The organism is Rhodoblastus acidophilus, from assembly GCF_025961575.1.
Lineage (GTDB): Bacteria > Pseudomonadota > Alphaproteobacteria > Rhizobiales > Beijerinckiaceae > Rhodoblastus > Rhodoblastus acidophilus_C.
Genome location: NZ_JAOQNX010000008.1, coordinates 139,482 through 165,019 on the forward strand (window position 1 = coordinate 139,482; position 25,538 = coordinate 165,019).

Consider the following 25,538-nt stretch of genomic DNA (forward strand, 5'->3'; position numbering starts at 1 on the left):
TGTCCCCAAATCGTCGAGCCTCCTGAAAACATCGGACGGCCCGCAAAAAGCAAGAGCGCCGGAGCAAGCTCGCGCTTGCGCCGGCGCCCTCCAAATTTAAAGGCTTACTTCACCGCGAAGTCGATGCGGCGGTTAGCGGCCTTGCCGGCGTCGGAATCGTTGACGGCCAGCGGCTTCTCCGAGCCATAGCCGACCGCAGTGAGCTGGTCCGCCTTGGCGCCCTTCTTCTTCAGCAGGGCGACGACGGCGTCGGCGCGGCTTTGCGACAGCGCCTTGTTCTTCGCGGCGTCGCCGGTGGCGTCGGTGTGGCCGGCGACTTCGACGCTGATCCCGCCAGGGCAGCGGGCGAGCGTCGCGCCGATCTTGCCGATCAGCGCTTCCGAGCCCTTGGCGACCTTGGCGCTGCCGGCGTCGAACTTGATCGACTCCTTGGCGACAATGCCGGACAGGGCGGTCTGGCACTGGCCGAGGTCGAGCGGGCCGGTCGCGGGCAGCGCCTTGGCGGCGGCGATGGCGGCGGCCTTCAATTCGGCGACCTGCTTCACCGTCTTCGGCGCAGCGGCGGCGGCGGCCGCAGCAGCGGCGGCCTTGGCTTCCTCAGCGGCCTTCGCCTCTTCTTCAGCCTTGGCGGCGGCGGCGGCTTTGGCCTCTTCCTCAGCCTTCGCGGCGGCGGCGGCCTTGGCCTCTTCCTCAGCCTTCGCAGCGGCGGCGGCCTTGGCGTCTTCCTCGGCCTTGGCGGCGGCGGCGGCGGCGGCCTTGGCCTCCGCTTCAGCCTTGGCCTTCACGGCGGCGGCGGCCGCAGCGGCCTTGGCCTCTTCTTCGGCCTTGGCGGCGGCGGCCTTGGCGGCGGCGTCGTCAGGCTTGGCTGCAGGCGCGGCGGCCGTGGCTTCGGCTGGCTTCTCGGCAGGGAACCACGCCGCCGGCGGGGTGATGAACAGCGAGCAGGCCCAGACCAGGCCGGAAACCACCAGCGGGCCCCAGCGCAGGCCGCTCATGCCGCCGAACGCGCCGGCGAGCGCGCCGCCGGAGAAAGCGAAGAAGGCGAGCGCGCCCGTGGTGATCCAGGCGGCCGTGACATTCTCGACAAAGCCGAACAGGCTGGCACCGACGCCCAGAACCGCGAGGACGGCGAGCGGGAGGAACCACAGGGGGATGCGCCGGCGATTCGCTTCGTCGGAGAGCTTGACCTCTCCTTCGGCCTCCTCATCCTCAGCATCGGAGAAGGCCATCAGCGCGGCCAAAAACCCGATGATGAAGAAAAGAACCAACCAACCCCAATAGTGGGATAAAATGCTCAACATTGCCAATGCTCCTCCCGGGCAGTCCAAGTGCAGGTACCGGAACCGGAGACTAAACTTTTTAGCCGCTAGGTGAAGCAAAACTTTCGGCGGGTCAGGCCGCAAAGGCGCTTTGTGCTGGCGCCTGCGCGCATTTGGTGTATAAGCGCGCCATCCGCGCGAAACTCTTCGCGGGAACGGAGATTCGCGACCGCGCTGGACGACATCCCGGAGCGGCCTCGGCATTTCCGAATCAGAAGAAGGATCACCCGATGTCGATCACAGCCGAGCGCAAGACCGCGCTCATTCAGGAATACGCCACCAAGCAGGGCGATACCGGCTCGCCGGAGGTTCAGGTCGCCATCCTGACCGAACGCATCGCCAATCTCACCGGGCATTTCAAGACCCATGCGAAGGACAACCATTCGCGTCGCGGTCTGCTCAAGCTGGTGTCGCTGCGTCGTCAGCTTCTCGACTATCTCAAGAAGAATGACGAGGGGCGCTACAAGACGCTCATCGAGCGCCTCGGCATCCGCCGCTAAACGCTTCCTGCGGCCGGCTCACGCCGGCCGCTTTTCCTTAAAGCCGCGCTCAAGGCGTTTCGCCCGAAGAGATGCGGCCTGATCGCCGGCGGCAGGGGCCGCCCGCATCACCAAAGTCCGACCGGACCATGGCAGGATAACCGGACGCCGAAAAATCGGCTTCTCGTCGTCTTGCACATGGTTGGCGCGACCCAAACCCATGAGAGAGACACGCATGTTTGAAATGCACCGCGAACAGATCGACTGGTTCGGCCGCAAGCTGACGCTGGAGACCGGACGCATCGCCCGCCAGGCCGACGGCGCCGTGCTCGCCAGCTATGGCGAGACCACCGTCCTCGCCACCGTGGTTTCCGCGAAGACCGCCAAGCCCGGCCAGGACTTCTTCCCGCTCACCGTCAACTATCAGGAAAAGGCTTTTGCGGCCGGCCGCATTCCCGGCGGCTATTTCAAGCGCGAAGGCCGTCCCTCCGAGCGCGAGACCCTGATCTCCCGCCTGATCGACCGTCCGATCCGCCCGCTGTTCCCGGACGGCTATTATTTCGACACCCAGGTGATCGTCACCGTGCTCAGCCATGACATGGAGAACGATCCGGACATTCTGGCCATGGTCGCGGTTTCCGCCGCGCTGACCCTGTCCGGCGTGCCCTTCATGGGGCCGGTCGGCGGCGCCCGCGTCGCTTATATCAATGGCGAGATCAAGGTGAACCCCACCATTGACGAGGCCAAGAATTCCGACCTCGACCTGGTCGTCGCCGGCACCGCCGACGCCGTCCTGATGGTCGAATCCGAGGCCAAGGAACTCTCGGAAGAGACCATGCTGGCCGCGGTCATGGCGGGTCATGCCGGCTTCCAGCCGGTGATCGAGGCCATCATCCGCCTCGCCGAGCGCGCCGCCAAGGACCCGCGCGATTTCGCCCCCGCCGAAAAGGGCGATGTGGAGAAGGCCGTCGCCGAGATCGCCGAGGCCGATCTGCGCGAAGCCTACAAGATCACCGTCAAGCAAGACCGCTACAAGGCCATCGACGCCGTCAAGGCCAAGGTCAACGCCGCCCTGCTGCCGGAAGGCGAGGCGGCAAAATTCGACAAGCAGCTGATCGCTGACGTGTTCCATGAATTGCAGGCCAAGGTGGTCCGCTGGAACATTCTGGACCACAAGATCCGCATCGACGGCCGCGACCTGACCACTGTGCGCCCGATCCTGGCGCAGGTCGGCGTGCTGCCGCGCACCCACGGCTCCGCCGTCTTCACCCGCGGCGAAACCCAGGCTCTGGTGGTAGCCACGCTCGGCACCGGCGAGGACGAGCAGTTCATCGATTCGCTGGAAGGGACGTATAAAGAGAACTTCCTGCTGCATTACAACTTCCCGCCCTATTCCGTGGGCGAGACCGGCCGTATCGGTTCGCCGGGCCGCCGCGAAATCGGCCACGGCAAGCTGGCGTGGCGCGCCATCCATCCGATGCTGCCGGCGCCGGGCGAATTCCCCTACACGATCCGCGTCGTCTCGGAGATCACCGAATCCAACGGCTCATCGTCGATGGCCACCGTCTGCGGCTCGTCGCTGGCGCTGATGGACGCGGGCGTGCCGCTGAAGCGCCCGACCGCCGGCATCGCCATGGGCCTGATCCTGGAAGGCGACCGTTTCGCGGTTCTCTCCGACATTCTGGGTGACGAGGACCACCTCGGCGACATGGACTTCAAGGTGGCCGGCACCGAGCACGGCGTCACCTCCTTGCAGATGGACATCAAGATCGCCGGCATCACCGAGGAGATCATGAAGGTGGCGCTGGCCCAGGCCAAGGACGGCCGCCTGCACATCCTCGGCGAAATGTCCAAGGCGATCACCGACGCCCGCGCGGAACTCGGCGAATTCGCCCCGCGCATCGAGACCATGAAGATCGCGGTCGACAAGATCCGCGAAGTCATCGGCTCCGGCGGCAAGGTGATCCGCGAGATCGTGGAAAAGACCGGCGCCAAGATCAACATCGAGGACGACGGCACGGTGAAGATCGCGTCCAGCGACGGCAATTCGATCAAGGCCGCCATCAACTGGATCAAGTCGATCGCCTCCGATCCGGAAGTCGGCCAGATCTATGAGGGCACTGTGGTGAAGACCACGGATTTCGGCGCCTTCGTCAACTTCTTCGGCGCCAAGGACGGCCTCGTCCATATCTCGCAGCTCGCCGCCGCGCGCGTCGCCAAGACCACCGACGTGGTCAAGGAAGGGGATAAGGTGAAGGTCAAGCTGCTGGGCTTTGATGACCGCGGCAAGGTGCGCCTGTCCATGCGCGCCGTGGACCAGCAGACCGGCGAAGACCTCGAAGCCAAGGCCAAGGCGGAAGCCAAGGCCGAAGGCGAGGCGCCGCAAGAGCAGGTGTAAGGCGGGAACGCCTCACCCTCGCGTGAATTCAGTCGGCCGCCCCACGGGGCGGCCGATTTGCGTTCATGCGGCGCCGACGGCGCTCATCGCCATCACAGGACGGCCTGAATTGTCGATATGAGAATCAGCGCGCAGACCTTGGCGCACCTGCGCTCGCAGCAGGCCGCCTCGTTTGTCCGTTTGTGTCGTTGTCGGCGAGGCCGCGCGCGCCCGCTCAGGCGCGCCGGCCAAAAGCCTCTAGCGCAGCGTGAAGCTCGGCATGGGTTGCGGCATGTTGCGCGAGGGGGACGCCCTGCGAAATGGCGTCCCAGGCCTGCCTTATGCTTGCGGCGCCGCCGCGCGGTCCCATCGGATGTCCGAAAACGCCGCGTCCCGGCACGAAGCCGAAGTCGACGCCGCCAACCTTCCGGTAGACGCCTTCCAGGGTGACAGCCGAATCGCTGCCGCCGGGCACGGGCAGGCAGGGTTTTAGGTGGCCCATGGGCTCCAGGCAGGCGCGGACGCAATCCAGAACTTCGTGCTCCGGCATCATCATGCGGCTGCCGAAGCCCGGCATGATGACCGTATCAAACCCGGCGAGCCGCTGCAGCCGGGTCAGCACCCGGGAATGAATGCCGTAGCCCGCCAGCCGGCTGAAGGCGGCGATGAAGGGGAAATGCGCGATCAGGGGCACGCTGGCGTGCTTGCGCAGCATTCGAACGCCGCTCAATCCCACCGGCATGGCGTTGACGAGCAGCGCATTCGCGCCTTTCGCCACCGCGAGATCGTGGTTTTCCACCAGCCGGTCCACCTCATCGGTGATATTGGCCAGATAGATTTTTGGCGCGCCGGTCTCGCGCTCCGCCCGCAGGCGGGCCTCGCCCAAAGCCGCGGCGCGCGCGCCGAGCGGGCTCCAGTCGATGTCGGCCAGCATCTCGTCATCCTTGGCGATGTCGAGGCCGCCCAGCCAGCTTTGATAGGCAAGTTCGGCGAAAGGCTCCGGGGGAAGCCCGATGTTCGGCTTGATCACGCCGAAAAAGATCGGGCGGCCAAAAGCGTTAAGGCGCTCGCGCAAACCGGCGACGCCGAATTGCGGCCCCTGGAATTCCGCAAGATAGGAGTCGGGGAAGCGGATGTCCTGCAGCCGGATCAGGGGAATGCCGGGCGAGAAGAACACGCCTTCGCCGCAGACGGCGGACAGCAGATTGGGGATGCGCGGCCCGAAATTGCCGTGCGGGTGGGCGATGGTGACCCGCACCGCATGAACCGGACCCTGGGCCGCGCAGGTCACCGGGATGCTGAATCCGGAAGGCTGTGGAGCCGATTCCAAATCCAGGACCTTGGCCGCGAAGCGCGGGCGAAAATCTTCGTCCACGCCGACGCGGCGCCATTGCGCCGTGGACTGCTCGCTGCACAGATGCGCGGCGGCTTCGCGCGGATCGCCCGCGCATTCGAAGGTGAAATCAAGCTCGATATAGTCTTGGGCGTTGAGCTCGCCGCGCTTGGCGTAAAAACCCGAAAAATCGTCCGGCGTCATGGATCAAGCCGCTCCCATGATGTGAAGTTCAAGCGCGCGACGGTCCCTTGGGCCATCGAGCTCAATGAAAAAGATGGCCTGCCAACTGCCGAGGACCATTTCGCCGTCGGCCACCGCAATGCTCTCGGAGGAATTCATGAACAGCCCGAGGATATGGGAATGGGCGTTGTCGCGTCCGTCGATGGCGACTTCATTGTGCAGCCAGTCGCCATCGCGGGGCACAAATCGCTTCAGCCAGGTCGCCATGTCCTTTTGCAGCTGCGGCTCGCGCTCGTTCACATTGACCCGCGCGGTCGTGTGAAGCGAGGTCACGGTGAGAAGACCGTCTCGGACTCCGGTCGTTTTCAGCCAATCGCGGACCTGTTCGGTCACATCGATGATCTGGATCGGCTCGACGGTCTCGAACTCGATCCGCGTTCTCAGGATTTTCATGGGATCACCTAGGGGGCGGCTCGCGCGCCGGATGTAGCTCAGCGCGAAACCCGCCGCAATCCACCCAGGCGAAGTTTAGGCCCGGGCTTTCCCTTCGCGCCCACCGATGCGCGCCGCGCCCAGCGTCCAGTAGCAAGCCACCGCATAGGGGAGAAATACGGCGACCTTCCAGGCGTCGTACCAGTCAGGCTCCGCGGAAATCGTGATCGTCAATGCGCGCGCGCCTTTTTCCGCCGCGACCGGTTCGGCGGCGGCGTCTTCCGCTCGCCCTTCAGGTTGAGAAACCCATTGATCGGCCTCTGTCCCTGGCGACGAGACCGCTGCGACGGACTCCGCCCCTGTCCCCCGCGCCGCGTCTTGCGGGATTCGGAACGGAATGGTCTTCCGGCTCATGCCGCTTGCCTTTCAGGATTGGGAAAAATCAGCGCGGCCAGCCTTTTCAGCTCCTTGGCCGCTTCGCTTTGAGGCGCCGCTTCAAGCACCGAAAGGCCCCGCGCCGCGCTTTCCGCGTAGACAACGCGTTGGATCAGGGGAACATCAAGCACGGGCGTATCCGGGAACTGATCGAGAGCCACGGAAAAATCTCGTCCGATCGCCGTATTGGTGATCTTGCGATTGATGGCGAACCTTGCCTGCAAATCTTCTTTGTAAATCCGCGCTTCGCGGATCAGTTTCACGGTGTCCGAGGCGGCCCAGATGTCATAGGGCGAAGGCTGCACGGGGATCAGAACGAGATCGCTCGCCAAAATGGCCGCCCTTGCGAGTTCATTGACCCGCGGCGCCCCGTCGATCAGGACCACGTCGTAATTTTTCGCCAGAGCCGGGAGTTCGCGATGCAATGTCGGTTTGGCCATGCCGACCACGGCGAAGGCTGGCTCGGCGGCTCGAACGCTGGACCACGACAAAGCGCTTCCCTGCGGATCGGCGTCGACAAGAAGCACGCTCCGACCGGCATGACTGAAGCAGGACGCCAGATTGACCGCAATCGTCGTCTTTCCGACACCGCCTTTTTGATTCAGCACGCCGATGATCAATGACGCCGCCTTTCAACACCAGCCGAAAACAGGATCACATTGCGAATCGATTTTTTTACGTATGGTTAACTTCTCAGCATTCGACGATTGTTGCAACCATCTCCTCTCGCGGGCCGGCGCGCGCGACGGCGCCGCCGCTTGATCCGACACGTTCACAGGATGGCGTCCAGGCCTCCTTCATATGGCCGCACGCGAGGCCGATGCCGAAGGCCTTCCGCCGCTATGGCGGCGATCACCTCACCCTCGCTCAAATCACTCAATCCGATCTGTGCATTGTCGTTTTCGCCGACCACGACCTCCCACAAGCCGGCATCTTCGAGCGGAACCCGAAATTGCTTGGGATCGAGCTGGAATCCCAATCCCAGCGCCTTCACGACGGCTTCCTTGCGGGTCCAGCCGCGCAGAAAGGACTGACGCCTCCGCGACGGCGATTCGCGCCGCAGATGTTCAGAATCCGTTTCGCCGAACACCGCGTCGATCATCTCGTCGTAATCCATCAATCCGTCGTCATCTTCGACATCGACGCCGACTGCTGAACCCCGCGCGATGGCGACCAGAGCCGTCCGCTTGCTGTGCGACAGGTTGAACGTCAAGCCTCGCGAGGCGCCAGCTATGAACGGCTTGCCAAAGGGCGCGACGGCGACCGGCACGGCGCCGGGCTCCATGTCGAGAAAGCACGCGAGCAGCCTGCGCACTGCACAGTGAGAATGGCCATAACGGTCTCGATCCTCAGCATGGATGAAGGCGTCGGCGACGGCGCGCTCGCGCGCGTCGAGCAGCGACCAGTCCGGCGGAGCGCTCGTTCGAAAATCGATCCGCCAGACCGCCACCTCGCCGGTCAGATCAAAGGTCATTGCAGACGGGCCTCGAAGGCTTCGAGCGGCGCGACCTCGATAAACGAGGGCCGTTGCCCCAAGGTGGCGCGGCCCGCCACATGCTGCTGCAGAAATGGCGTCACGAAAGCTGTGACGATCTCTCGCATGCGCTCGGACCTGATCACGTCTGTCCGCCACGGCCGCCACCGGCGCCAGCGATCGGCAGAATAGACCGCGTCGGAAAAGTCGCCATGCTGGACGCCGGCGATCAGGAAAACCTCGATTTGCGATGTTCGCTGCAAGGAAAGCGCCGCGCGGAGATCCTCGAGCGTCAGCTTGGTCACGAAAAAATTCGCCGTCGACGTCCAGAATCGGCGCGGATTGAAATCCGGCATCGCATAGAGCGCGAGCAAGGGTCGCGAAACCCCGGGCGCGGCGGCCGTATGGATCAACCACCCGTCGAGATTGATCGCCGCCGCAATTCGGGGATCGCGCGCCAGCGCCGTGGCGGCGACAGCTCCGCCGAAGGAGAAACCGACCACGCCGATCCGGGAGGCGTCAATGGTCGCCGGGAGCGCGTCGGCGGGCAGCCGCATCAAGGCCTCGACCACGCGATCCAGTTTTTCAAAACCGAGCTTCGTTCGACGTGCGCTCACGTCCGGGAAGGCGGCAAGATCTTCCGCCGAGAAAGCCCTGAACGGCGCCTTGCGAACCGCCTCATCAGCGGCGTCGACCGCGGGATCGGGAGGATCGTGGCTGACATCGTCCGCGGCCGCCACGATAAACCCGTTATGGGCGAGCTCAGCCAGCATGACCTGGTTCTCGTCGCGACGTCCGCCCCAGCTGGGGACATAAACGATCATCGGACACGGTTTTGTGGCGTCCTGCGGCGCCCAGACCTTCACCGCAATGGCCGGTCGTCCCATGCCCCGGGGATCCCGGAGGGACAAGTCCCGCGTCACGACGCCTGGCGGTTCAGGGGGCCGGTCGGCGCGGAGCGAGGCCATCTCACGAAGCAGCGCCGCGAAGACCGCGAGCCCGGCGACGACGCCAAGCGCGACAGCGGTCCGGGCGATGAAACCCGCGTGGCCCCTCATGTCTGCGCGGGCGGCGTCTTCCAGCGCCCTTCCGCCTTGTCGATCGTCCACGCCATGTACTCGGAGATGACCTCCGCCGCAGGCTCTTTCAGCATGTCGTCGTGCCGCCCCGGGACGTCATAAATCCGCAGATCGCCTTTCACGAATTGGCTCCAGCCCAGACTTCGCGCGAACAGCCTGCCAACGCGCGCTTCGGCGGATCTGAAGAGCACGACGTCGCCCTCGTAAGGCTCGATGCGGTGGTGAGCGCGCGCCTCCATCAGCTTGAGCCAGATATTTTCAGTGTCGTCGCCGGGCTGCAGGGTTTCGGGCGGCCGCGTGACGCGATGAAAGTAGTACGACAGCATGCCGGCGATGCTCAGCTCTCCAGCCCAAACCTTCAAGAGCCGGTCGCGCAGATTGGGAAGCGCGGTGGAGACCAAGGCGCGGCGCAGCAGCCTGTCCGGCCAGCTCATGTTCTCGACATAGCCAGAGGCGACGGTGTCGAGCAGGCAGAGCGATAACACTTGCGAGCCAGCGGCCCGCAGTTGCCGGGCGGTCTCAAGCGCGACATTGCCCATCACGCAATAGCTCACCAGATGGTACGGCCCGACCGGGTCGACGGCGCGGATCTGTCGGGCGGCGTCGGCGGCAATGTCCGACATGACGTCCGAGTTGGCAGGGGGCGGAGTCGCGTCCGATCGCCACTGCAAGTCGATGAATGGGCGATCGTCGGCAAGCCGCCGCGCGACCGGATAGTAGATGGATCGGTTGCTGAGCGCGAACACGGGCGGCAGCTTGCCCGCGCTGAACAGCTTGCAGGGCTCGAAATAGTTTTTGGAGGGCTTTCGCAGCAGCGGCTGTACGGCGGCGGTCGGACCGCCAACGGGCCGCTCGACCCTCGGGGCCGCGACCAGCATTTCCATCTTGCCGCGCCAAGCCGCGAGGAGCGTTTCGGCGGCCTCCGCCGTGTGCCGATCGGTGTTGACCTCGCAGGAGATGCGCCACCCTTCGTCGCGCCCCACCATGAAGAAACTGAGGTCATAAAGGCTGCCCGCGCTGACCGAGGGGATTGAAGCCAGCTCGACGTCGCCGCTTCGGATCGTGTCGGTGCTGTCGGCGTCGATATTGACGGATTGCAGCGTGAAATTGACGTTGTAGCCGAACGGCAGGTCGGGCTGGGAGGACAGCTGGACGCCGGCGACGATGTCCTCGAACGGCAGCGCCTTGTTGGCGAGCGCATCGTTCACCACGGCGCGGACGTGATCCGCGAACGCCCAGCTGTCGGACGCGAGCGTCGCATCCAGTCGCAGCACGACCGTGTTGACCACCGGGCCGATGACGCCAAACAGAAGCGGATCGTCGCGGCCGCCGACTTGCGTTCCGATCAACAGCTGCTTCGAGCGCCACGCCTCGCCGAGCGCGGCTCCGAGGCATGCGCCGGCAAGCGCGAACAAGGTGTAGCCTTCCCGCCGGGCCACAGCTTGCAGGGCGTCGGTCAGCGCGCGCGGCAGCAGGACGCTGCGGATTTCCCCCTCGCGCCGCCCCGTCGCCGGCGGATCGCGGGTCGGCGTCACGTCGAGCGGGACGACGCCGGCCATCTGCCTGCGCCAGTACGCGCGCTCGCCGGTCAAGGCGTCGCTGGCCAGGAGCGCCTGCCGCCAGCGCGCGTAATCGCCATATTGCAGGTCGAGCTCCGGCAAGTCTGGCGCGCGGCCCTGTTCCAAAGCGTCGATCACAGCGGCGAGTTCGCGGGCGAACACCCCGATCGACCAGCCGTCGGCGATGGCGTGATGGAATGTCGCGAGCAGGATGGCCTCGCGGGCGGACCGGCGCAGCAGCGTCACGCGCCACGGCGGCGCCTTGGTCGGATCGAAAGCGGTGCGGGCGTCGAGCCTGGCGATGCGGTCAGCTTCGGCCTCGTAAAGATCCGGCTGCAGCGACAGGTCGATCCGCGACAGCTTGATGTCGCAGCTTGGGCTGACGACTTGCTGAAAGCCGTTCTCCCCGCGCGCGAACCGGGTCCTGAGGCTTTCGTGACGGCTCGCCAGAACCTGCAGCGCCGCCTTGACCGAGGTGTCGCGCACGGCGCCCAGAAGACGCCACCGCATGGCGATGTTGGCGATCGAGCTGTCGGGACTGCGCGTTTGCAGCTCGAGGACGTGCTGCTGGATCGCCGTGCAAGGCATGACGATCTGCGGCTCGGGCTCACGCCCGACGGCGGCTTGGATGTCGTTATGCATTGGTACGTCCGCGTTTGAAGTCGATCAAGGAAGGCCCGGAATTGGGCTGACTGGCGCCGAGGCTGGCGGCGCAACGCGCGATCTCCTCGACGCTGGGATTGGTCATCAGGTTTTGGGCCCGCAGGGGCAGTCCCGCCTCGCCGAAGCGCGCCACCATGCGGAAAATGTGCAAGCTGGTCGCCCCCAGAGAGAAAATGCGCTCGCCCGGCTGGACGCCCTCCCGGCCCAGCACCGTCTCGATCACCGCCGTGACGTTGCGGAGCAGGACGGGATCGACCGCCGGCGTCGGGGCCGCCGCGGCGACCGTCTCGGGCCTCACCGCCGGAGCCCCTTGCTGGTCCAGGCGAGCGACCAGCGCCTCGCGGTCCAGCTTGCCATTGGTCGTGCGCGGCAAATCCGCGACGCTGACGAACCGTCCCGGCGCCATATAGGCCGGCAACCGGTCGGCCACGGCGCGGCGCAGCGCCTCGGGCGTCACGCTGATCCCCTCGGCCGTCACATAGGCGGCCGTCAGGATCGCGTCCTGCGTGCCGGCGCGCTCCACCACCACCGCGACGTCGCGAACGCCCGCCTGGCCGCGCAGCACCGTCTCGATCTCCTCCACCTCGATGCGGAAACCACGCAACTTGATCTGCTGGTCGCGTCGACCCAGAAGCTGAATGGCGCCGTTCGCATGGCGAACCGCGAGGTCGCCGGTGCGGTAGAGCCGCCGAGGCGCGGCGCCGCCGAGGCTCACCAAGCGGAACGAATTTTCGGTGAGGTCGGGTCGACCAATATAGCCTTTCGCCAGTCCCAGCCCGCCGATGTAGAGCTCGCCGGTCACGCCGATCGGGGCGAGCGACTCGGACTCATCCAGAATATGCAGCTCCGTGTTGGCGATCGGCGCGCCGATGGCGATCGGCTGCCTTGCGTCAGTGATGCGGCCGCAGGCCGACCAGATGGTGGTCTCGGTCGGGCCGTACATGTTCCAAAGCGCGACGCCCGAGGCGATCAGCATGTCGGCGAGATCAGACGGCAGCGGCTCTCCGCCGCACAGGGCCTTGAGCCCCGGCGTCGGCTTGAACCCGGTTTGAAGCAGGACGCGCCACATCGTCGGGGTCGCTTGCAGCACAGTGGCGCCGCTCGAGGCGATCAACCCGATCAGTTCGGGCGGGTTGGCCAGGGTGTCGTCGCCGGCGACCACCGTGCTTGCGCCGCAGCAGAGCGGAAGCAGCAATTCGAGCACGGCGATGTCGAACGACACCGTGGTCATCGCGACAATGCGGTCGTTCCAGGCGAATCCCGGCGTAGCCGCCATCGAACGCAAGAAATTCGTCAACGCGGCATGGCCGATTTCGACGCCTTTCGGCGCGCCGGTCGAACCGGAGGTGAAGATGACGTAGGCGGTCGGGTCGTCCGCCGTCGCCGTCCGGGCGGCGCGCGCCGGCGAAGCGGCGGCGATAGATGCGGCGTCGCGGCTTAAATTCAGGATCGGGAGCCCCGCCTCCTCCGCGGCCGGCAGCGCGCCGGAGGTGACGAACGCGGCAATCCCCGCCGCCTCAATCATTTGGCGCACCCGCGCCGCCGGCAGCCTGGGATCGATCGGCACATAGGCGTGACCGGCCTTCGCCACCGCGAGCAGCGCCAAGGGCAGGTCGAGCGACCGCTCGACCGCCACGGCGATCCGCGCGCCAGGAGCCGGGAGACGTTCGGCGAGGCGGGCCGCCAGACGATTGGCCCGCGCCTCGGCCTCGCGGTAGCTCAAGGCTTCAGCGCCGAAGACGACCGCCGTCGCCTCGGGCGTGGCGTCGCACCAGCGCTCGAACAGGGTTGGCAGCGTTTCGCCGTCTCCCGGCGCGACGTTGACGGGCGCCGGCAGGCTTGACGCGCTTGGCGCGCTCAGGAGCAGCGACGGCAACTCGCCCACGGCGACGCCCGGCGCGCGCGTCACTTCGGCCAGTATGGCGCGCAGATAATCAATCCAGGCCGAAATGGTGGCTTCATCGAACAGGTCGGTGGCGAAATCGACCTCGACGGCGATATCGCGCTCGCCTTCGATCAGGTTGAGGAACAGATCGAAATTGACGAAAGCCTTGGGGTTGGCGCGAACCTCGCTCGCCAGGCCCTCGAACACCAGCCGCGACCCCAACCGCTCCAGGTTGAACTGGATGTCGGACAGCGGCGTGCGGTCGGGCGAGCGGGGCACGCGCAGATCGGCCACCAGCGAGCCGAGCGTGTAGTCGCGATGGTCGAGAACCTCATTCAGCCGGGCGTCCACCGCCTTGATGTGGTCGGCGATCGGTTCGGCGAAGGACAGCGGCGCCGGGACCGGCAGGAAGTTGACACAATGGCCGACCAGATTTTGGTCGTCGAGCAACGCCTGGCCGCCCATGGGCACGATGAGCACCACGTTCTCATTGCGGCTGAGGCGGGCGAACATCGCCTGCGCGACGGCGAACAGCACGACAAACAGGCTGACGCCCTCGCGCCGCGCCAGCGCCCGCGCCTGCGCGCACAGCTCCTCGCCCAGGGTCTCGCGCACCGAGGCGCCGGCAAAGGTCTTCACCGCCGGCCGAGGCCGATCGAGCGGCAATTCGGTCGGCTTGGGCAATGCGACGAACAGGTTTTTCCAGAACGCGACCGTTTCGGCGTTCGGCTTGCGGACCTCATGCGCCGCATAGGCGCCGAAACTCGGCGCTGGCGGCAATTCGGCTTGAGATCCGCCGAGCGATGCATTGTAAAGGGCGGCAAGCTCCTCCAGCAGCACATTCATCGACCAGCCGTCGCAGATGATGTGGTGCGCCGTGAACAGCAGCGCGTGGCGCTCGGGCGCCAATTTGACGATGGCCGCGCGCACCAGGGGGCCGTTGAAGAGATCGAACGGCGTGCGCGCATCCTTTGCAAGCAACGCCGCCAGGCGCGCGTCGGCGTCGCCCCCGCTCAGATCGATCTGCGGAATCTCGAGCGCAAGTTCGGAGACAATCTCCAGGGTCTCGCCGCGCGCGCCGATACGACCGCGCAAGGCGTCGTGACGCCGGATGACGTCCTGCAAGGCGCCCGTCATCGCCGCGGCGTCGAAGGGGCCCTCGAAACGCACGGTCAGCGACTCGTTGAAAGCCATGGAGGCGGCGTCGCCCATTTGCGCGGCCAGCAGGATCTCGACCTGCGGTTCGGTCAGCGGCGCGACCTGCGCCGCCCCGGCGCCGGCGTCCCCGCTCGCCGCCGCGCGAGCGCCGGCGCTCTCGATAATGCCCGCCTCTTCCAGCGCATCATAGGCGCGCGCGAAGGCGTCGCCGATGGCTTGGCGCTGCGCGGCGCTATGCTCGGTCGTCAGGAAGCATGGGAATCCTTCGTGGATGTGGATGCCGGCCAATCTGAGTGCGGGATAGAGCAGGCTCGCCAACGCGCCATGATGCGACACGTCCAAATAGAACCAGCTCGCATAGCTCTCCGCCCGCTCCGGCACACCGCGGCGGGCGAGATCGGCATTGATGCGGTCGACCAACTGACGCGTGTGCTCGCCCAGGGGCTGATAGATCGCCTCCTGATGGGTCTCGATGTGATCGAGCACGGCGCGCGCGGCCGCAAGCACCAGGGGATGGCGCACGAAAGTGCCGGCGAAGAAGGTCGGCGCAACCTCGGGCGCGCTGTCGTCGCCGTAGCGCCAGGTCCCGCCGTCGAGCGCATCCATGAACTCGGCGCGCCCCGCGACCACGCCGATCGGCATGCCGCCGCCGAGCACCTTTCCGTAAGTGGCGAGGTCGGCGCGGATGCCAAACACATGCTGCATGCCGCCGGGATGCACGCGGAACCCGGTGACGACTTCATCAAACACCAGAGCGGCGCCGCTTTTCGCGGTGATGTCGCGCAATTCGAGCAGAAACGCGCGCGGCTGCAATCCGGGACGCCGGCTCTGGACCGGCTCGACAATGACCGCGGCGAGATCGTCAGCCATGCGGCGCACGACCTCGAGGCTTCGCGGATTGTTGTTGGGCAGGACGATCATATTGCCGACGTTCTCGCCCGGTATCCCCGGCGCGATCGGCGACGCCCCCACCGGCGCGCCCGCCGGGCGCGCCTTGATCAGCACCTCGTCGAACTGGCCATGATAGGCGCCGCTCAACATGATCACCTTGTCGCGACCCGTGACGGCGCGCGCGACGCGCATCGCCGCCATCACCGCCTCCGAGCCGGTGTTGCAGAACGCCACACGCTCGTTGCCCGTCATCGCGCTGATGCGGGCGGCGACCTCGCCGGCCAGCGGCGTCTGCGGCCCGATGGCGAAGCCCTGGTCCAGCTGAGCCCGCAACGCATCCAGCACGAAGTCGGGGGCGTGGCCGAACATGGTCTGGCCGTAGCCGTTCACGAGATCGATATATTCATTGCCATCGACGTCCCAGATCAAGGACCCCTTCGAGCGAGAACACACCAGCGGATAGATGATCTCCTTCCAATCGGCGTGGAAGCCGCTCGCCGTGCGCGGATCGGCCAGCACGCCGCGCGACGCTTGCGTGCGCGCTTTCGACCCCGCGGTCTTGGCTGTGTAGCGCCGGACCAGGTCATCGATGAAGCGGCGCTGGCGTGGCGTCAGCGCGTGATCCCCATCGCCTCCTCCGGGGCGATACATCCGGAATCTCGACGGGGCCGCCTCGCTCGCCGGCATGAGCAATTCGGGCGCGGGCGGCGCGGCGCCGGCCGGAGCTTGGGCGGGGGGCGCGTCGACCGCGGATCCGCGGGCGGCGGCGATCTGCGCCGCGAACAGCCGCTCCATCGTCTGCAACTGCTCGCGCACGACGGCCTGGAGGGCGCCCGAGGCGCCCTCGGTCACAGGCGCGGCGATCGGGCGCGGCGACGACGCCGGCGGCCCGTCGAGAGCGGGCGCGGCTGTCGGCGGCTGGGGCGCGGCGACCGCGGGCAATCGATCCGGCGGCGCGGAAGCCTTCAGCATCGCGGCCAGCGCGTCGACAGTGTTCAAATCGCGCATGAGCTGGCGGAACGTGACCTTGACGCCGAACGTCTTGTTCACGCGCTGGGCGACCTGCCCCAGCAGAAGGGAGTCGAATCCGAGCGCCAGAAACGAGGCGGCATGGTCGCCATCCGACAGCGCCCGGCCGGAAATCTCCGACAAGATGGTCTTCAAAGACGTCACAATGGCTTGAGACATTCCATCCTCATTCGAAGCTTTGTGCGACGCGGCCGGCTCGCTGCGGGACAGGGAGGTCGCTGCGGCGCCGGGGACTTGCGCCAAGACAGCGGGGGTTGCGAGATCTGAAGCGGCGTTGACCGGCGGACGCTCGATCCAGTGACGTTTGCGCTGAAACGGATAGGTCGGCAGAAGAGCGCGTGGCGCGCCGGCCGCGGCCTCGCAAAACGGCTTGAGCGCAACGCCATGCGTCCAGAGCGCGCCGAGCGCTTCGGCGAAGATGAGCTCCTCCTCCCCCCGGTCGAGGAAGTCGGGCGCGGTCGACACGACGGCGCGGGCGCGCGCTTGCGCGCTCTGGGCGAAGGTCGAAAGGGTGCGGCCCGGTCCGACCTCCACCAACACGGTTTCGACGTCTGCGGCGTCTTTGAGCAAAGCCTCGAGCGAATCCCGGAAGGCCACGGGCTCGCGGCATTGACGCGCCCAATAGGAGGGCGAGACCGCCTCCGCGTCGGTGAGCCAGCGGCCGGTGACCGTCGAAGCCAGCCTTCTCCGGGGCGCGCGCAAGTCGAGCGTGGCGGCGATCGCTTCGAGTTCCTGAACCACCGGCTCCATCATGGCGGAATGAAACGCATGTGATGTGTGCAGGCGCCGGTGCGCGACTCCCGCCTTTGAAAGGCGCGTCTCCAGCTCGGCGATCGCCTCGAAGGGGCCGCTCGCGACACACAGATTCGGGGCGTTGTCGGAGGCGATCTCGGCCCCTTCCGGCAGATAGCCTTGCAAGTCCCGCTTCGCCAGGCGGACGCTCAGCATGGCGCCGGCCGGCTGCGCCTGCATGATGCGGCCGCGATTGACGACGAAACGCAGGGCGTCATCGTAGGACATCACGCCGGCCAGGACAGCCGCGACCAGCTCGCCCAGGCTGTGGCCGATCAGGGCGAAGGGTTCGAGCCCGAGCCGCATCAGCCGCCGCGCCATCGCATATTCATGCAGGAACAGCGCCGGCTGCGCCAGCGTGGTGGAGCGAATGGGATGCGCGGATTCTTCGTCGATGTTCTGATCGGCGAACATGATCTGACGCAGGTCCTGGCCAAGATGCTGCAGGACAATGGCGGCGCCCGCGTCCACGTCGGCGCGGAAAGCGGGGTCGCTGTCATAGAGGGCGCGGCCCATGCCCGGATATTGCGCGCCCTGGCCGGGAAACATGAAGACAATGCGCGGCGCCGCCGCGCCGACCGGAGGCGCGTCCACGCGCAGCCGCCTGAGCTGTTCGACGGCCTCGTTCACGCTGGTCGCGACAATGGCGGCGCGGTGATCGAACACGCGCCGACCGGTCTGCAGGGTATGGGCGATGTCGCGCAACGGCGGCGCGCCGTCCGTGACGCTCGCCTCGAGAGCCTCCGCGAGTTGCTCGGACATCGCCTTCAGCGCTGCCGTGTTGCGCGCCGAGAGCGGGAGCACGAGCGGCCGGCCGTCATCGCAATCGTTCGAGACCGGCGGCTCCGGCGCCTCTTCCAGGCAGAGATGGACGTTGGTGCCGCCGACTCCAAACGCGCTGACGCCGGCGCGGCGCGGGCCGGCGCCGGCCTCCCAATTTTCACGGCCGGCAGCGACCCGGAAGCGTCCGCGCGTGAAATCGAGCCTGGGATTGGGCTGATCGAAATGGATCTGCGGCGGAATGACCCGATTGCTGAGCATCAGCGTTGTCTTGATCAGTCCGACCACGCCGGCGGCGACATCGAGATGACCGACATTGGCCTTGACGGACCCCAGCACACACGGCTGCGGGCGGGCTTCGAGATCACCGCGCGCCAATTCGGAAAAGGCCTGGGTCAAACCTTCGATCTCGATCGGATCGCCGAGCGGGGTCGCCGTGCCATGGCATTCGACATAGTCCACGCTCTCGGCGTCGAAATCGGCCATGGCCATGGCGGAGGTGATGCAGGCGGCCTGACCGCCGACGCTCGGCGCGGTGAAGCCGACCTTTTCGGCGCCATCATTGTTGACGCCAAAGCCCTTGATCACGGCATAGATGCTGTCGCGGTCGGCGATGGCGTCGGCCAGCCGCTTGATCAGAACCACACCGGCGCCGGAGCCGAACACAGTGCCCGCCGCTTGGGCGTCGAACGGACGGCAGTCGCCGTCCGGCGAGGCCATGCCGCCGGCCTGGTGGAGATAGCCGCGCTTCTGCGGCAAGGTGATCGACACGCCTCCCGCGAGCGCCATATCGCACTGAAACATCGCCAAGCTCTGGCACGCCTGCGCCACCGCCAGCAGCGAGGTCGAGCAGGCGCTTTGCACGGCGACCGCGGGTCCGCGCAGGTTGAGCTTGTAGGCCACGCGCGTGGCGACGAAATCATTCAGCGCGCCGAGCAACTCGGAATAGCAGCCGACCTGGTATTCGGAGGTGAAGCGGTCGATCGCCGCGCGGTCCGGGCAGACATGGCGCAGGAAGTAGGTGTTGAGAGAACTGCCGGCGAACACGCCGATCAGCCCCGCGTAGCGCGCCGGGTCGTAGCCGGCGCTTTCCAAAGCTTCGCTGCAGATTTCGAGGAAAACGCGCTGCTGCGGATCCGTCAGGTCGGCTTCGCGGGGAGACATGCCGAAATAGTCGGCGTCGAAAAGCTCGACATCGTCGAGGATCGGCCGCGCTGGAACGTAGTCGGGATCCTTGCGGGTCGCCTCGTCGAAAGCATCTTCAAGCTCGTCGGAGGCGAAACGCGTGACCGACGAGCGGCCAGCCAAAACATTTTCCCAAAATTTCTTGACCGTCCGCGCCCCCGGGAAGCGTCCCGACAAGCCGACGATGGCAAATCCCATAAGGTCTTCAGAAGTCATGGCTGCACATCCAAATTGCTTGGTTCTTCAAGGCCGGGCGCGCGCCACCCTGCGGGCCAATGGCATCATGGCCGCACGCTGACGCTGCCCTCTGTCTGAGGCTGAATCACAATTTTCACCCTGTTTCTTTCCGGCGAGAAATGCCTCGAAGGCCGCGACGTTCGGATGAGCGAACATGGCGGTCAGGGGAAACCGAACGCCCGTCGCCGCCTGGATGCGTTCGTGCGCGGCGATCATTTGCAGGGACGTCGCGCCGAGATCGAACAGGTTCGCCCTGTGGTCGAAGGCGCCGCGCAACAACTCCCGCCAGATCGAATAAACAACGGATTCGGAAGGCTCCTCCCGCGCGGCGGCGTCAGGGCGGATAAATTCGGCCGCCGCTTTCATGCGTTCGTCGATCAGGCGGATGCGATCCACTTTGCCGTTGGCGTTGAGCGGCAGTTCAGGAACAATGACCGCTTCCGAGGGAACCATCTGCGATGGCAAACGCGCCTTCAGGTCGTGAAGCACATTCGAGGAGAGATTTTGGGAATTGGTCGGGTCAACCGGTTTGATGAAAGCGACGACGCGCTTGAACCCATTGGCATCGGTGATGACGACGGCTGCGTCGGCGATACGAGGATCGTCGCGCAGAGCCTGTTCAATTCCGTCAAGCTCGACGCGCATGCCATTGATCTTGACCTGACGGTCGCGCCGACCGAGGAACTCGATGGCGCCGTCGGACCGGCGTCGGCCGAAATCGCCCGTCAAATAAAGCTTTGCCCCGGTTTGACTTGAGAATGGGTCCGCAACAAATTTGGCGACCGTCAACTCCGGCAGATTCAGGTAGCCGAGCGCGACGCCGTCACCGCCAACACACAGCTGTCCCTCTTCGCCATCGGAGACGGGCTCCAATGTGTCAGTCAGGATGTGAACGCTTGTTCCCGAGATCGGATATCCGATCGGAACGGCGCCAGGTCCCCAACCGCCGCGCGGCACTGGATAGCAACAGCTGAATGTCGTGTTCTCGGTGGGACCATATCCGTTGATGATTGTGCAGTCCGGCAGAAGCGCAAGAGCCCTTTGCAGATGACTTGGCGAGAGAACGTCGCCCCCGGCCAACATTTGCTTGAGCGGGCGCAGCGCTTCAGGTCGCTCGTCGATGAAGAGATGAAACAAACCTGCGGTCAGCCACAGGGTGTCGACTTTGTAGTCACGTATGGCCCTGGCGATCTGGTCGATCGAGGGAGCCGCCCCCGCCAGGACAGTGACGCATCCTCCGTTCGACAGCGGCCCCCAAACCTCGAGCGTGCTTGCGTCGAACGCGAGCGGAGCCGCATGGAGCATGACGACAGACGGATCCAATTGCATGAAATTTGGATTCTGCACCAAGCGCACAATGCCGCGGTGAGGGACGATCACGCCCTTCGACCGGCCGGTCGAGCCTGAGGTGTACATGATATAGGCAGGATCTGACGCGGAAACGCCAATCTCCAAGGGTTCATCGGACTCGGACTGGGACTTCGCCATCACGTCATCGACGCCAACACAGGAGACGCCGTCGAAGGCGTCGGTTTCGTCCTCGACAATGACGAGTGACGGAGCGGAATCCCGTAGCGCAAATCGATGGGTCTCATCGGCCGCGCCCGGTTCGAGCGGAACATAAGATGCGCCCGCCTTCAATATAGCGGCGATGACAATGACGGCTTCGAGAGATCGATTTGTGACCAGAACCACACGATCGCCCTTTCGGACGCCCTTTTTCAATAAGAAATGAGCGGCTTTATTGGACGCGCGATCAAGATCTTGATAACTTAGTCTTTTTTCTTCGCAGAGAACCGCCATTCGCTCCGGAAACCGGGCGCAAGTGTCTTTCATAAGATCAATGACAGTGATATTCATCGAAAACCCACTGATATGATGCGCTTTTTGGTTTACTCGTAAGTTTATGACTTTTTCGATAATCCCCTAGGTTATGATGCGTGTTAACCTTACTGAAGGAAGGTCCATTCGGGGCTAGGTTCTGCTGGAAATCGGGATCCCTTTTCGCGCTTGGCGGAGATTCAAGCTTAAGTTGGACAGAGTCGTTTTGACTGGGGCCCAATGGGCGAAAATGGAGCCGTTGTGTCTTGGCACGCCGAGCGATCCGGTCGGTAGCGTCCACGGATGTGGTGGAGATTTTCTGAGAGCCGGCGGGCGGAGCTCCGCTTAGCGGAGCCCGCCGGCGGGCCGGGGCGGTCACCGCGCCCTCTTCGGTTATGGTCGAGTTGCTGAAGCTTGACCCCACCGACCCGAGGACATGATGACCGACGACACAATGGCATTTCTTCATCAACTGCGCGAGCGCGGCGGGGAGGACCTTCTGAAGGACCTCGCCGAAGCGGTATTGCGGAAACTGATGGATTTCGACGTCGACAACTTGATCGGCGCCGGACGTTACGAGCGTTCGGATGAAGGCGGCGATCGCCCAAGTGTTCAAGGAGAGTTGGCAAAGATGCCGCGTGGGGCTGTTGAAAAAGGCTCGGTTCGCTGATTCCATGGCTTCGTTCAGTAGTTCATTTGATTCGTGGGGCACCGGCGATGTTGGGCCGCAAGGAACGAAGCCAACTCGAACTCTTCATCACCGGCTCGCTGCGCGAGCTTGTCCCCGACGATCACATGTTGGCGCGCGTCGACCGGGTTCTCGACCTGGACTGGCTTCCCCAGGAGGTCGCCGATCTCTACTGCGCCGACAACGGCCGACCGGGGATCGACCCGGAAGCCGCCGTCAGACTGATGCTCGCCGGCTTCCTGCTCGGCATTGTCCACGACCGGCGCTTGATGCGGGAGGCGCAGGTCAATCTCGCGATCCGCTGGTTCGCCGGCTATGCCTTGCATGAGACGCTGCCCGACCATTCTACCCTGACGCGCATTCGCCAGAGGTGGGGCGCACAACGATTTCGGCGGATCTTCGAACGCACCGTGCAGGCCTGTGTCGCCGCCAGGATCGCGAAAGGCGAGATCGTCCATGTCGACGCTTCGCTGATCCGCGCCAATGTCAGCTGGGAAAGTCTAGTCGCCCGGCATGTGGACGCTGTCGACGAAGCCAACACCGAGCAAGTTCAAACGGCCAAGGCCAGCCGATCGACCGGTAAGTTCAAGAAGGTATGCACGACCGACCCCGACGCCAGCATGGCGACGAACGGGCGCAACCGGCGGCTCGAGCCTGCCTACAAGCAGCATGCCGTTGTCGACGATATGCGCGGCGTCGTGCTCGACGTCGAGGTGACGACGGGCGAGGTCAATGAAGGCCAGGTGATCGTCGAGCGCCTTGATGCGACGATAGCCGTGACCGGAACCGCAATAGCGACCGCCACCGCCGACGCGGGATATGCGTATGGCAAGGTGTTCGGCGCGCTGGAGCGACGCGGCATCGATCCCGTCATTCCGGCGAAAGCCGAGCCAATCCGGAGCAAGGTCCCGCTGCGCAGATTTCGCTACGACGCGCGTCACGACATCTTAAAATGTCCGCGCGGCCGGGTGCTGCGGCCGACGCGGCGGATCGAGCACGGACGTTTCTTCTATTCTCGCGCCGCCGACTGCGCGCACTGCGACCTTGCCTGTCTTTGCCTGTCCAAAGGCCGCGCCAACAAGGCGGTCGTGGTCAGCGACGAACACCCTGCGCTGCTGCGCGCCCGCCGCCGTCGCGAGAAATGGTCGGAGGAAGACCGGCGTTTGTACCAGCGCCATCGCTGGCGGTCGGAAGGATTCCACGGCGAGGCGAAGGCGTGGCACGGCCTGGCGCGCGCCGTCCGACGCGGGCTCGCCAACATGAAAATCCAAGCCTATCTCACCGCTGTGGCGATCAATCTCAAGCGGCTTGCCGCCGCCATTCTGGATCTAATTCGTCCCTCGTACGGCCGTATCCTGCAAATTGAGGCAATCCTCGCGGGCATTGGCTGGCACCGAGGCATTGCGCCAGCCGCACAATGACTTTCGTCTGTCCAACGCCGAATCTTGGCTTTTTCAACGGCCCCCGCGTGCATTTCATGCGCAACGCGCTCGCCCATGTCTCCAAGGCGCACCACGGCATGGTGTCGGCGGCGATCCGCTCCGTCTTTGCTCAGGAGGATCAGGCCGCCGCTTCAAAAACCTGGCGCCAAGTCGCGGACCAGTTGCGAGCGCGATTTTCAAGGCTGGCCGACCTGCTCGACGCCGCCGAGGCCGACGTGCTCGCCTTCATGGCGTTTCCGCGCGCGCATTGGCCGAAGCTGCACTCCACCAATCCAATCGAGCGTCTCAACAAGGAGGTGAACCGCCCGCACTCGCGGCTTGGATGGCGCACGCCAGCCGAGTTCACCGAAACGTTCCCGCGGCGTGGGCCGGCGCTGCGCAAAGCCGATGGCTTCGCGCCGGCCCACAACATCCGTCACACAGAAACAGGCAATTCAAACCGCCCGAGCGAACTCAAAGCTGGATAAAAGTTGGGGGCAACGTCATCTCACCCACTTGCACTCCAGATGCTTCTCCATGGCCTTCCGATAAGCGCGTGGTGTCCCGCGACGATCAAGCTGAGAACGGCGCGTCAATCAGGATGAGAATCGCCGTGAGGGCGTGACGGAGTGAGGCCGTAGGCCGAGCGCAGTCACTCCCCCACGGCGTTCAGCGCGGATTTGCCCGGCCGAACCGCCGACGCCCGCGCTCGTCCAGCAGCGGCGAGAGGGCGGCGAACCGCATCTTGATCGCAGCCGATCAATCATCCTTTGATTCTAAAAGCCCTTAAAACGTGAGGGAATCCCCAGCCAATTCAAAAAAATTATGGACGCTTTCTTAGTACTCCGTAAATCATGGCTAGAGCATGACGTTAGGGCACCATTCGCCAATTCGCCCTTTCGATAAAATTCGAATCAATTCGGCAGCACTCTCAGAAGCTGAACGGAAGCAACCTTTGCGTGTGAATAGCGGGATACCACAACCCTCGCTGACCTCATGCAAGGAATGTCGTCATGTTCGTCCAGATTGCCAAGAAAGCTCTTGCGACCGCTGCGCTTACGAGCGCGCTTGTGATCGGCGCCGGCGCTCCAGCTTCCGCCTTCAGCCTTTTTGGGTTCGACTCGGCCTCCCAGTCCCCTGCCGCGCAGCGCCGCTTCACGGTCCGGCCGTTTGATGGCGGCGGCAACGTATTCTCATACTACGGACGCGCCCGCGTCAGTTATGCTCGGACGGTCATCGCCGGGGTCTGCGCATCCGCCTGCACGATGAAGCTCGCCAGCCAGAACGTTTGCGTCGAGCCGGACGCAACCTTGCTGTTTCACCAGGCGAGCTACAATGGGGTTCGTTCGGAAATCGCCACGCGGATGATGCTGTCGTCTTATCCTTCGCGCATCCGCCACTGGGTCATGCGCAACGGCGCGCTGAATAGTTCGGCGCTGACCGGCCTGTCCGGCCGCCAAGCCATCGCAATGGGCGTTCGCCCTTGTTGAGGCGCCGCGTTCGTGGCGTCATTGGCGGGCGCCGTCGCCCGCCAGCCTTCATTCACCGCATGCCGTCGTTTTTAACGGACGAACAGAACATCTCCCCCAAGTCCCGCCCTTGGGAAGTTCGTCGATCAGCGAACCAATGGCGCATTCTTGATCTCCTCGCGGCGACGCCGTTCGCGCTCCGAATCGCCTGGATATATCTTTTCCGGTTCTGGCGGATTTCGAAAGCTGGGCTCGTTGATATCGTTGGCGGCGGGCGCGACTTCGGTTGGGTTCTCCGGAGGCGCGGAGCGAGCTTTCAGCCAATTTGTCCAGTTCTCCTGGTTCTTCTTCCTCTTTGCCGCCGAGATATGGTTGTCCGGGCGCAAAACGGTCCGCGATGAAAGAACGATTCCTGGCGCCTCGGTTTGCAGGACCGGCGTCACGGTTTTCTCGCTGCTCGACACCACCGTGATTTCCACCGCCTTCAGGGCCGGCGCAAATTCCACCCGTCCTTGGAATCCGGCGATCATGCAACGACGAAAATGCCTTTCGCATTCGTCCCGCTTGGAAAACCTTGGCGCCGCCTCGTCGATTTCCGTCTGAGCATTGGCGAACGCATTCCTGCATTCGTCAGCCGTGAAGGCGACGTCAGCCTGACAGCTCGCCTGCGTCGCGTAAGTTTTTTTCTGTGCCGCCTGAGCCGTTGTCGCGACCAGGACAGCAACCAGCCCGACAGTGATGCCGGCTGCGATCACGTTCGGGCCATGCCTCGCCCTCTTCATGCGATCACACGCTTTGGCGGGCGATGACATCAGGCTTCGACGTCGCATTGCGCTCCATGCTCATGGC

15 protein-coding genes and 2 pseudogenes are annotated in these 25,538 nt (G+C 64.9%); 6 read left to right on the forward strand and 11 right to left on the reverse strand.

What is annotated here, in order from left to right; translation table 11 throughout:
- Positions 1 to 104 precede the first annotated feature (104 nt).
- Positions 105 to 1,301: an OmpA family protein gene (locus M2320_RS07820; RefSeq protein WP_264596788.1), complete on the reverse strand. Its 1,197-nt coding sequence runs from the start codon at positions 1,299 to 1,301 to the stop codon at positions 105 to 107.
- Positions 1,302 to 1,549: 248 nt separating this feature from the next.
- Between M2320_RS07820 and rpsO the strand changes: the two genes are divergently transcribed.
- The gene (rpsO, locus tag M2320_RS07825) at positions 1,550 to 1,819 is read left to right on the forward strand and encodes a 30S ribosomal protein S15 (protein WP_184426507.1); all 270 of its coding nucleotides are present in this window, start codon (positions 1,550 to 1,552) and stop codon (positions 1,817 to 1,819) included.
- A 214-nt stretch (positions 1,820 to 2,033) separates the two neighbouring features.
- A complete protein-coding gene (gene pnp, locus M2320_RS07830; protein WP_184426505.1) occupies positions 2,034 to 4,196 on the forward strand; it encodes a polyribonucleotide nucleotidyltransferase in 2,163 nt (720 codons plus the stop codon).
- Between the two features lie 214 nt (positions 4,197 to 4,410).
- On the opposite strand, the gene M2320_RS07835 is transcribed toward pnp, so the two are convergent.
- The 9 genes from M2320_RS07835 to M2320_RS07875 form a co-directional block, all read right to left on the reverse strand.
- Positions 4,411 to 5,712: a RuBisCO large subunit C-terminal-like domain-containing protein gene (locus M2320_RS07835; RefSeq protein ID WP_264596789.1), complete on the reverse strand. Its 1,302-nt coding sequence runs from the start codon at positions 5,710 to 5,712 to the stop codon at positions 4,411 to 4,413.
- 3 nt (positions 5,713 to 5,715) lie between these two features.
- Entirely contained in the window at positions 5,716 to 6,144 is a 429-nt protein-coding gene (locus M2320_RS07840) for a secondary thiamine-phosphate synthase enzyme YjbQ (protein WP_264596790.1), read from the reverse strand.
- A gap of 75 nt (positions 6,145 to 6,219) precedes the next feature.
- On the reverse strand, positions 6,220 to 6,537 hold the full coding sequence (locus M2320_RS07845; RefSeq protein ID WP_264596791.1) for a hypothetical protein: 318 nt from the start codon (positions 6,535 to 6,537) through the stop codon (positions 6,220 to 6,222).
- Entirely contained in the window at positions 6,534 to 7,178 is a 645-nt protein-coding gene (gene parA, locus M2320_RS07850; protein WP_264596792.1) for a ParA family partition ATPase, read from the reverse strand. Before parA ends, M2320_RS07845 begins: the two co-directional genes overlap by 4 nt.
- Before the next feature lie 152 nt (positions 7,179 to 7,330).
- A complete protein-coding gene (locus M2320_RS07855) occupies positions 7,331 to 8,032 on the reverse strand; it encodes a 4'-phosphopantetheinyl transferase family protein (protein WP_264596793.1) in 702 nt (233 codons plus the stop codon).
- Positions 8,029 to 8,919 carry a dienelactone hydrolase family protein gene (locus M2320_RS07860; protein ID WP_264596794.1) on the reverse strand — a complete coding sequence of 297 codons (891 nt, stop codon included), beginning with the start codon at positions 8,917 to 8,919 and terminating at the stop codon, positions 8,029 to 8,031. The genes M2320_RS07855 and M2320_RS07860 overlap by 4 nt, the downstream gene beginning before the upstream one ends.
- A 167-nt stretch (positions 8,920 to 9,086) precedes the next feature.
- A complete protein-coding gene (locus tag M2320_RS07865; RefSeq protein WP_264596795.1) occupies positions 9,087 to 11,312 on the reverse strand; it encodes a condensation domain-containing protein in 2,226 nt (741 codons plus the stop codon).
- Positions 11,305 to 19,269: a non-ribosomal peptide synthetase/type I polyketide synthase gene (locus M2320_RS07870; RefSeq protein WP_264596796.1), complete on the reverse strand. Its 7,965-nt coding sequence runs from the start codon at positions 19,267 to 19,269 to the stop codon at positions 11,305 to 11,307. The genes M2320_RS07865 and M2320_RS07870 overlap by 8 nt, the downstream gene beginning before the upstream one ends.
- A 27-nt stretch (positions 19,270 to 19,296) precedes the next feature.
- On the reverse strand, positions 19,297 to 21,150 hold the full coding sequence (locus M2320_RS07875) for an amino acid adenylation domain-containing protein (RefSeq protein ID WP_264596797.1): 1,854 nt from the start codon (positions 21,148 to 21,150) through the stop codon (positions 19,297 to 19,299).
- Positions 21,151 to 21,550: 400 nt separating this feature from the next.
- On the opposite strand from M2320_RS07875, the pseudogene M2320_RS23360 reads away from it, so the two are divergent.
- From M2320_RS23360 to M2320_RS07895, 4 genes and pseudogenes are all read left to right on the forward strand, one after another.
- Positions 21,551 to 21,700, forward strand: a pseudogene (locus tag M2320_RS23360) (IS256 family transposase); the annotation flags it as partial.
- Between the two features lie 128 nt (positions 21,701 to 21,828).
- Entirely contained in the window at positions 21,829 to 23,220 is a 1,392-nt protein-coding gene (locus M2320_RS07885) for a transposase (protein WP_264596799.1), read from the forward strand.
- A gap of 44 nt (positions 23,221 to 23,264) precedes the next feature.
- Positions 23,265 to 23,546 (forward strand): annotated as a pseudogene (locus M2320_RS07890) (transposase); the annotation flags it as partial.
- Between the two features lie 687 nt (positions 23,547 to 24,233).
- Positions 24,234 to 24,710, forward strand: coding sequence for a hypothetical protein (locus M2320_RS07895; RefSeq protein ID WP_264596800.1), 477 nt, complete (start codon positions 24,234 to 24,236; stop codon positions 24,708 to 24,710).
- A gap of 125 nt (positions 24,711 to 24,835) precedes the next feature.
- On the opposite strand, the gene M2320_RS07900 is transcribed toward M2320_RS07895, so the two are convergent.
- Positions 24,836 to 25,501, reverse strand: a complete 666-nt coding sequence (locus tag M2320_RS07900) for a DUF1190 domain-containing protein (protein ID WP_264596801.1) — start codon at positions 25,499 to 25,501, stop codon at positions 24,836 to 24,838.
- Positions 25,502 to 25,538: the final 37 nt, after the last annotated feature.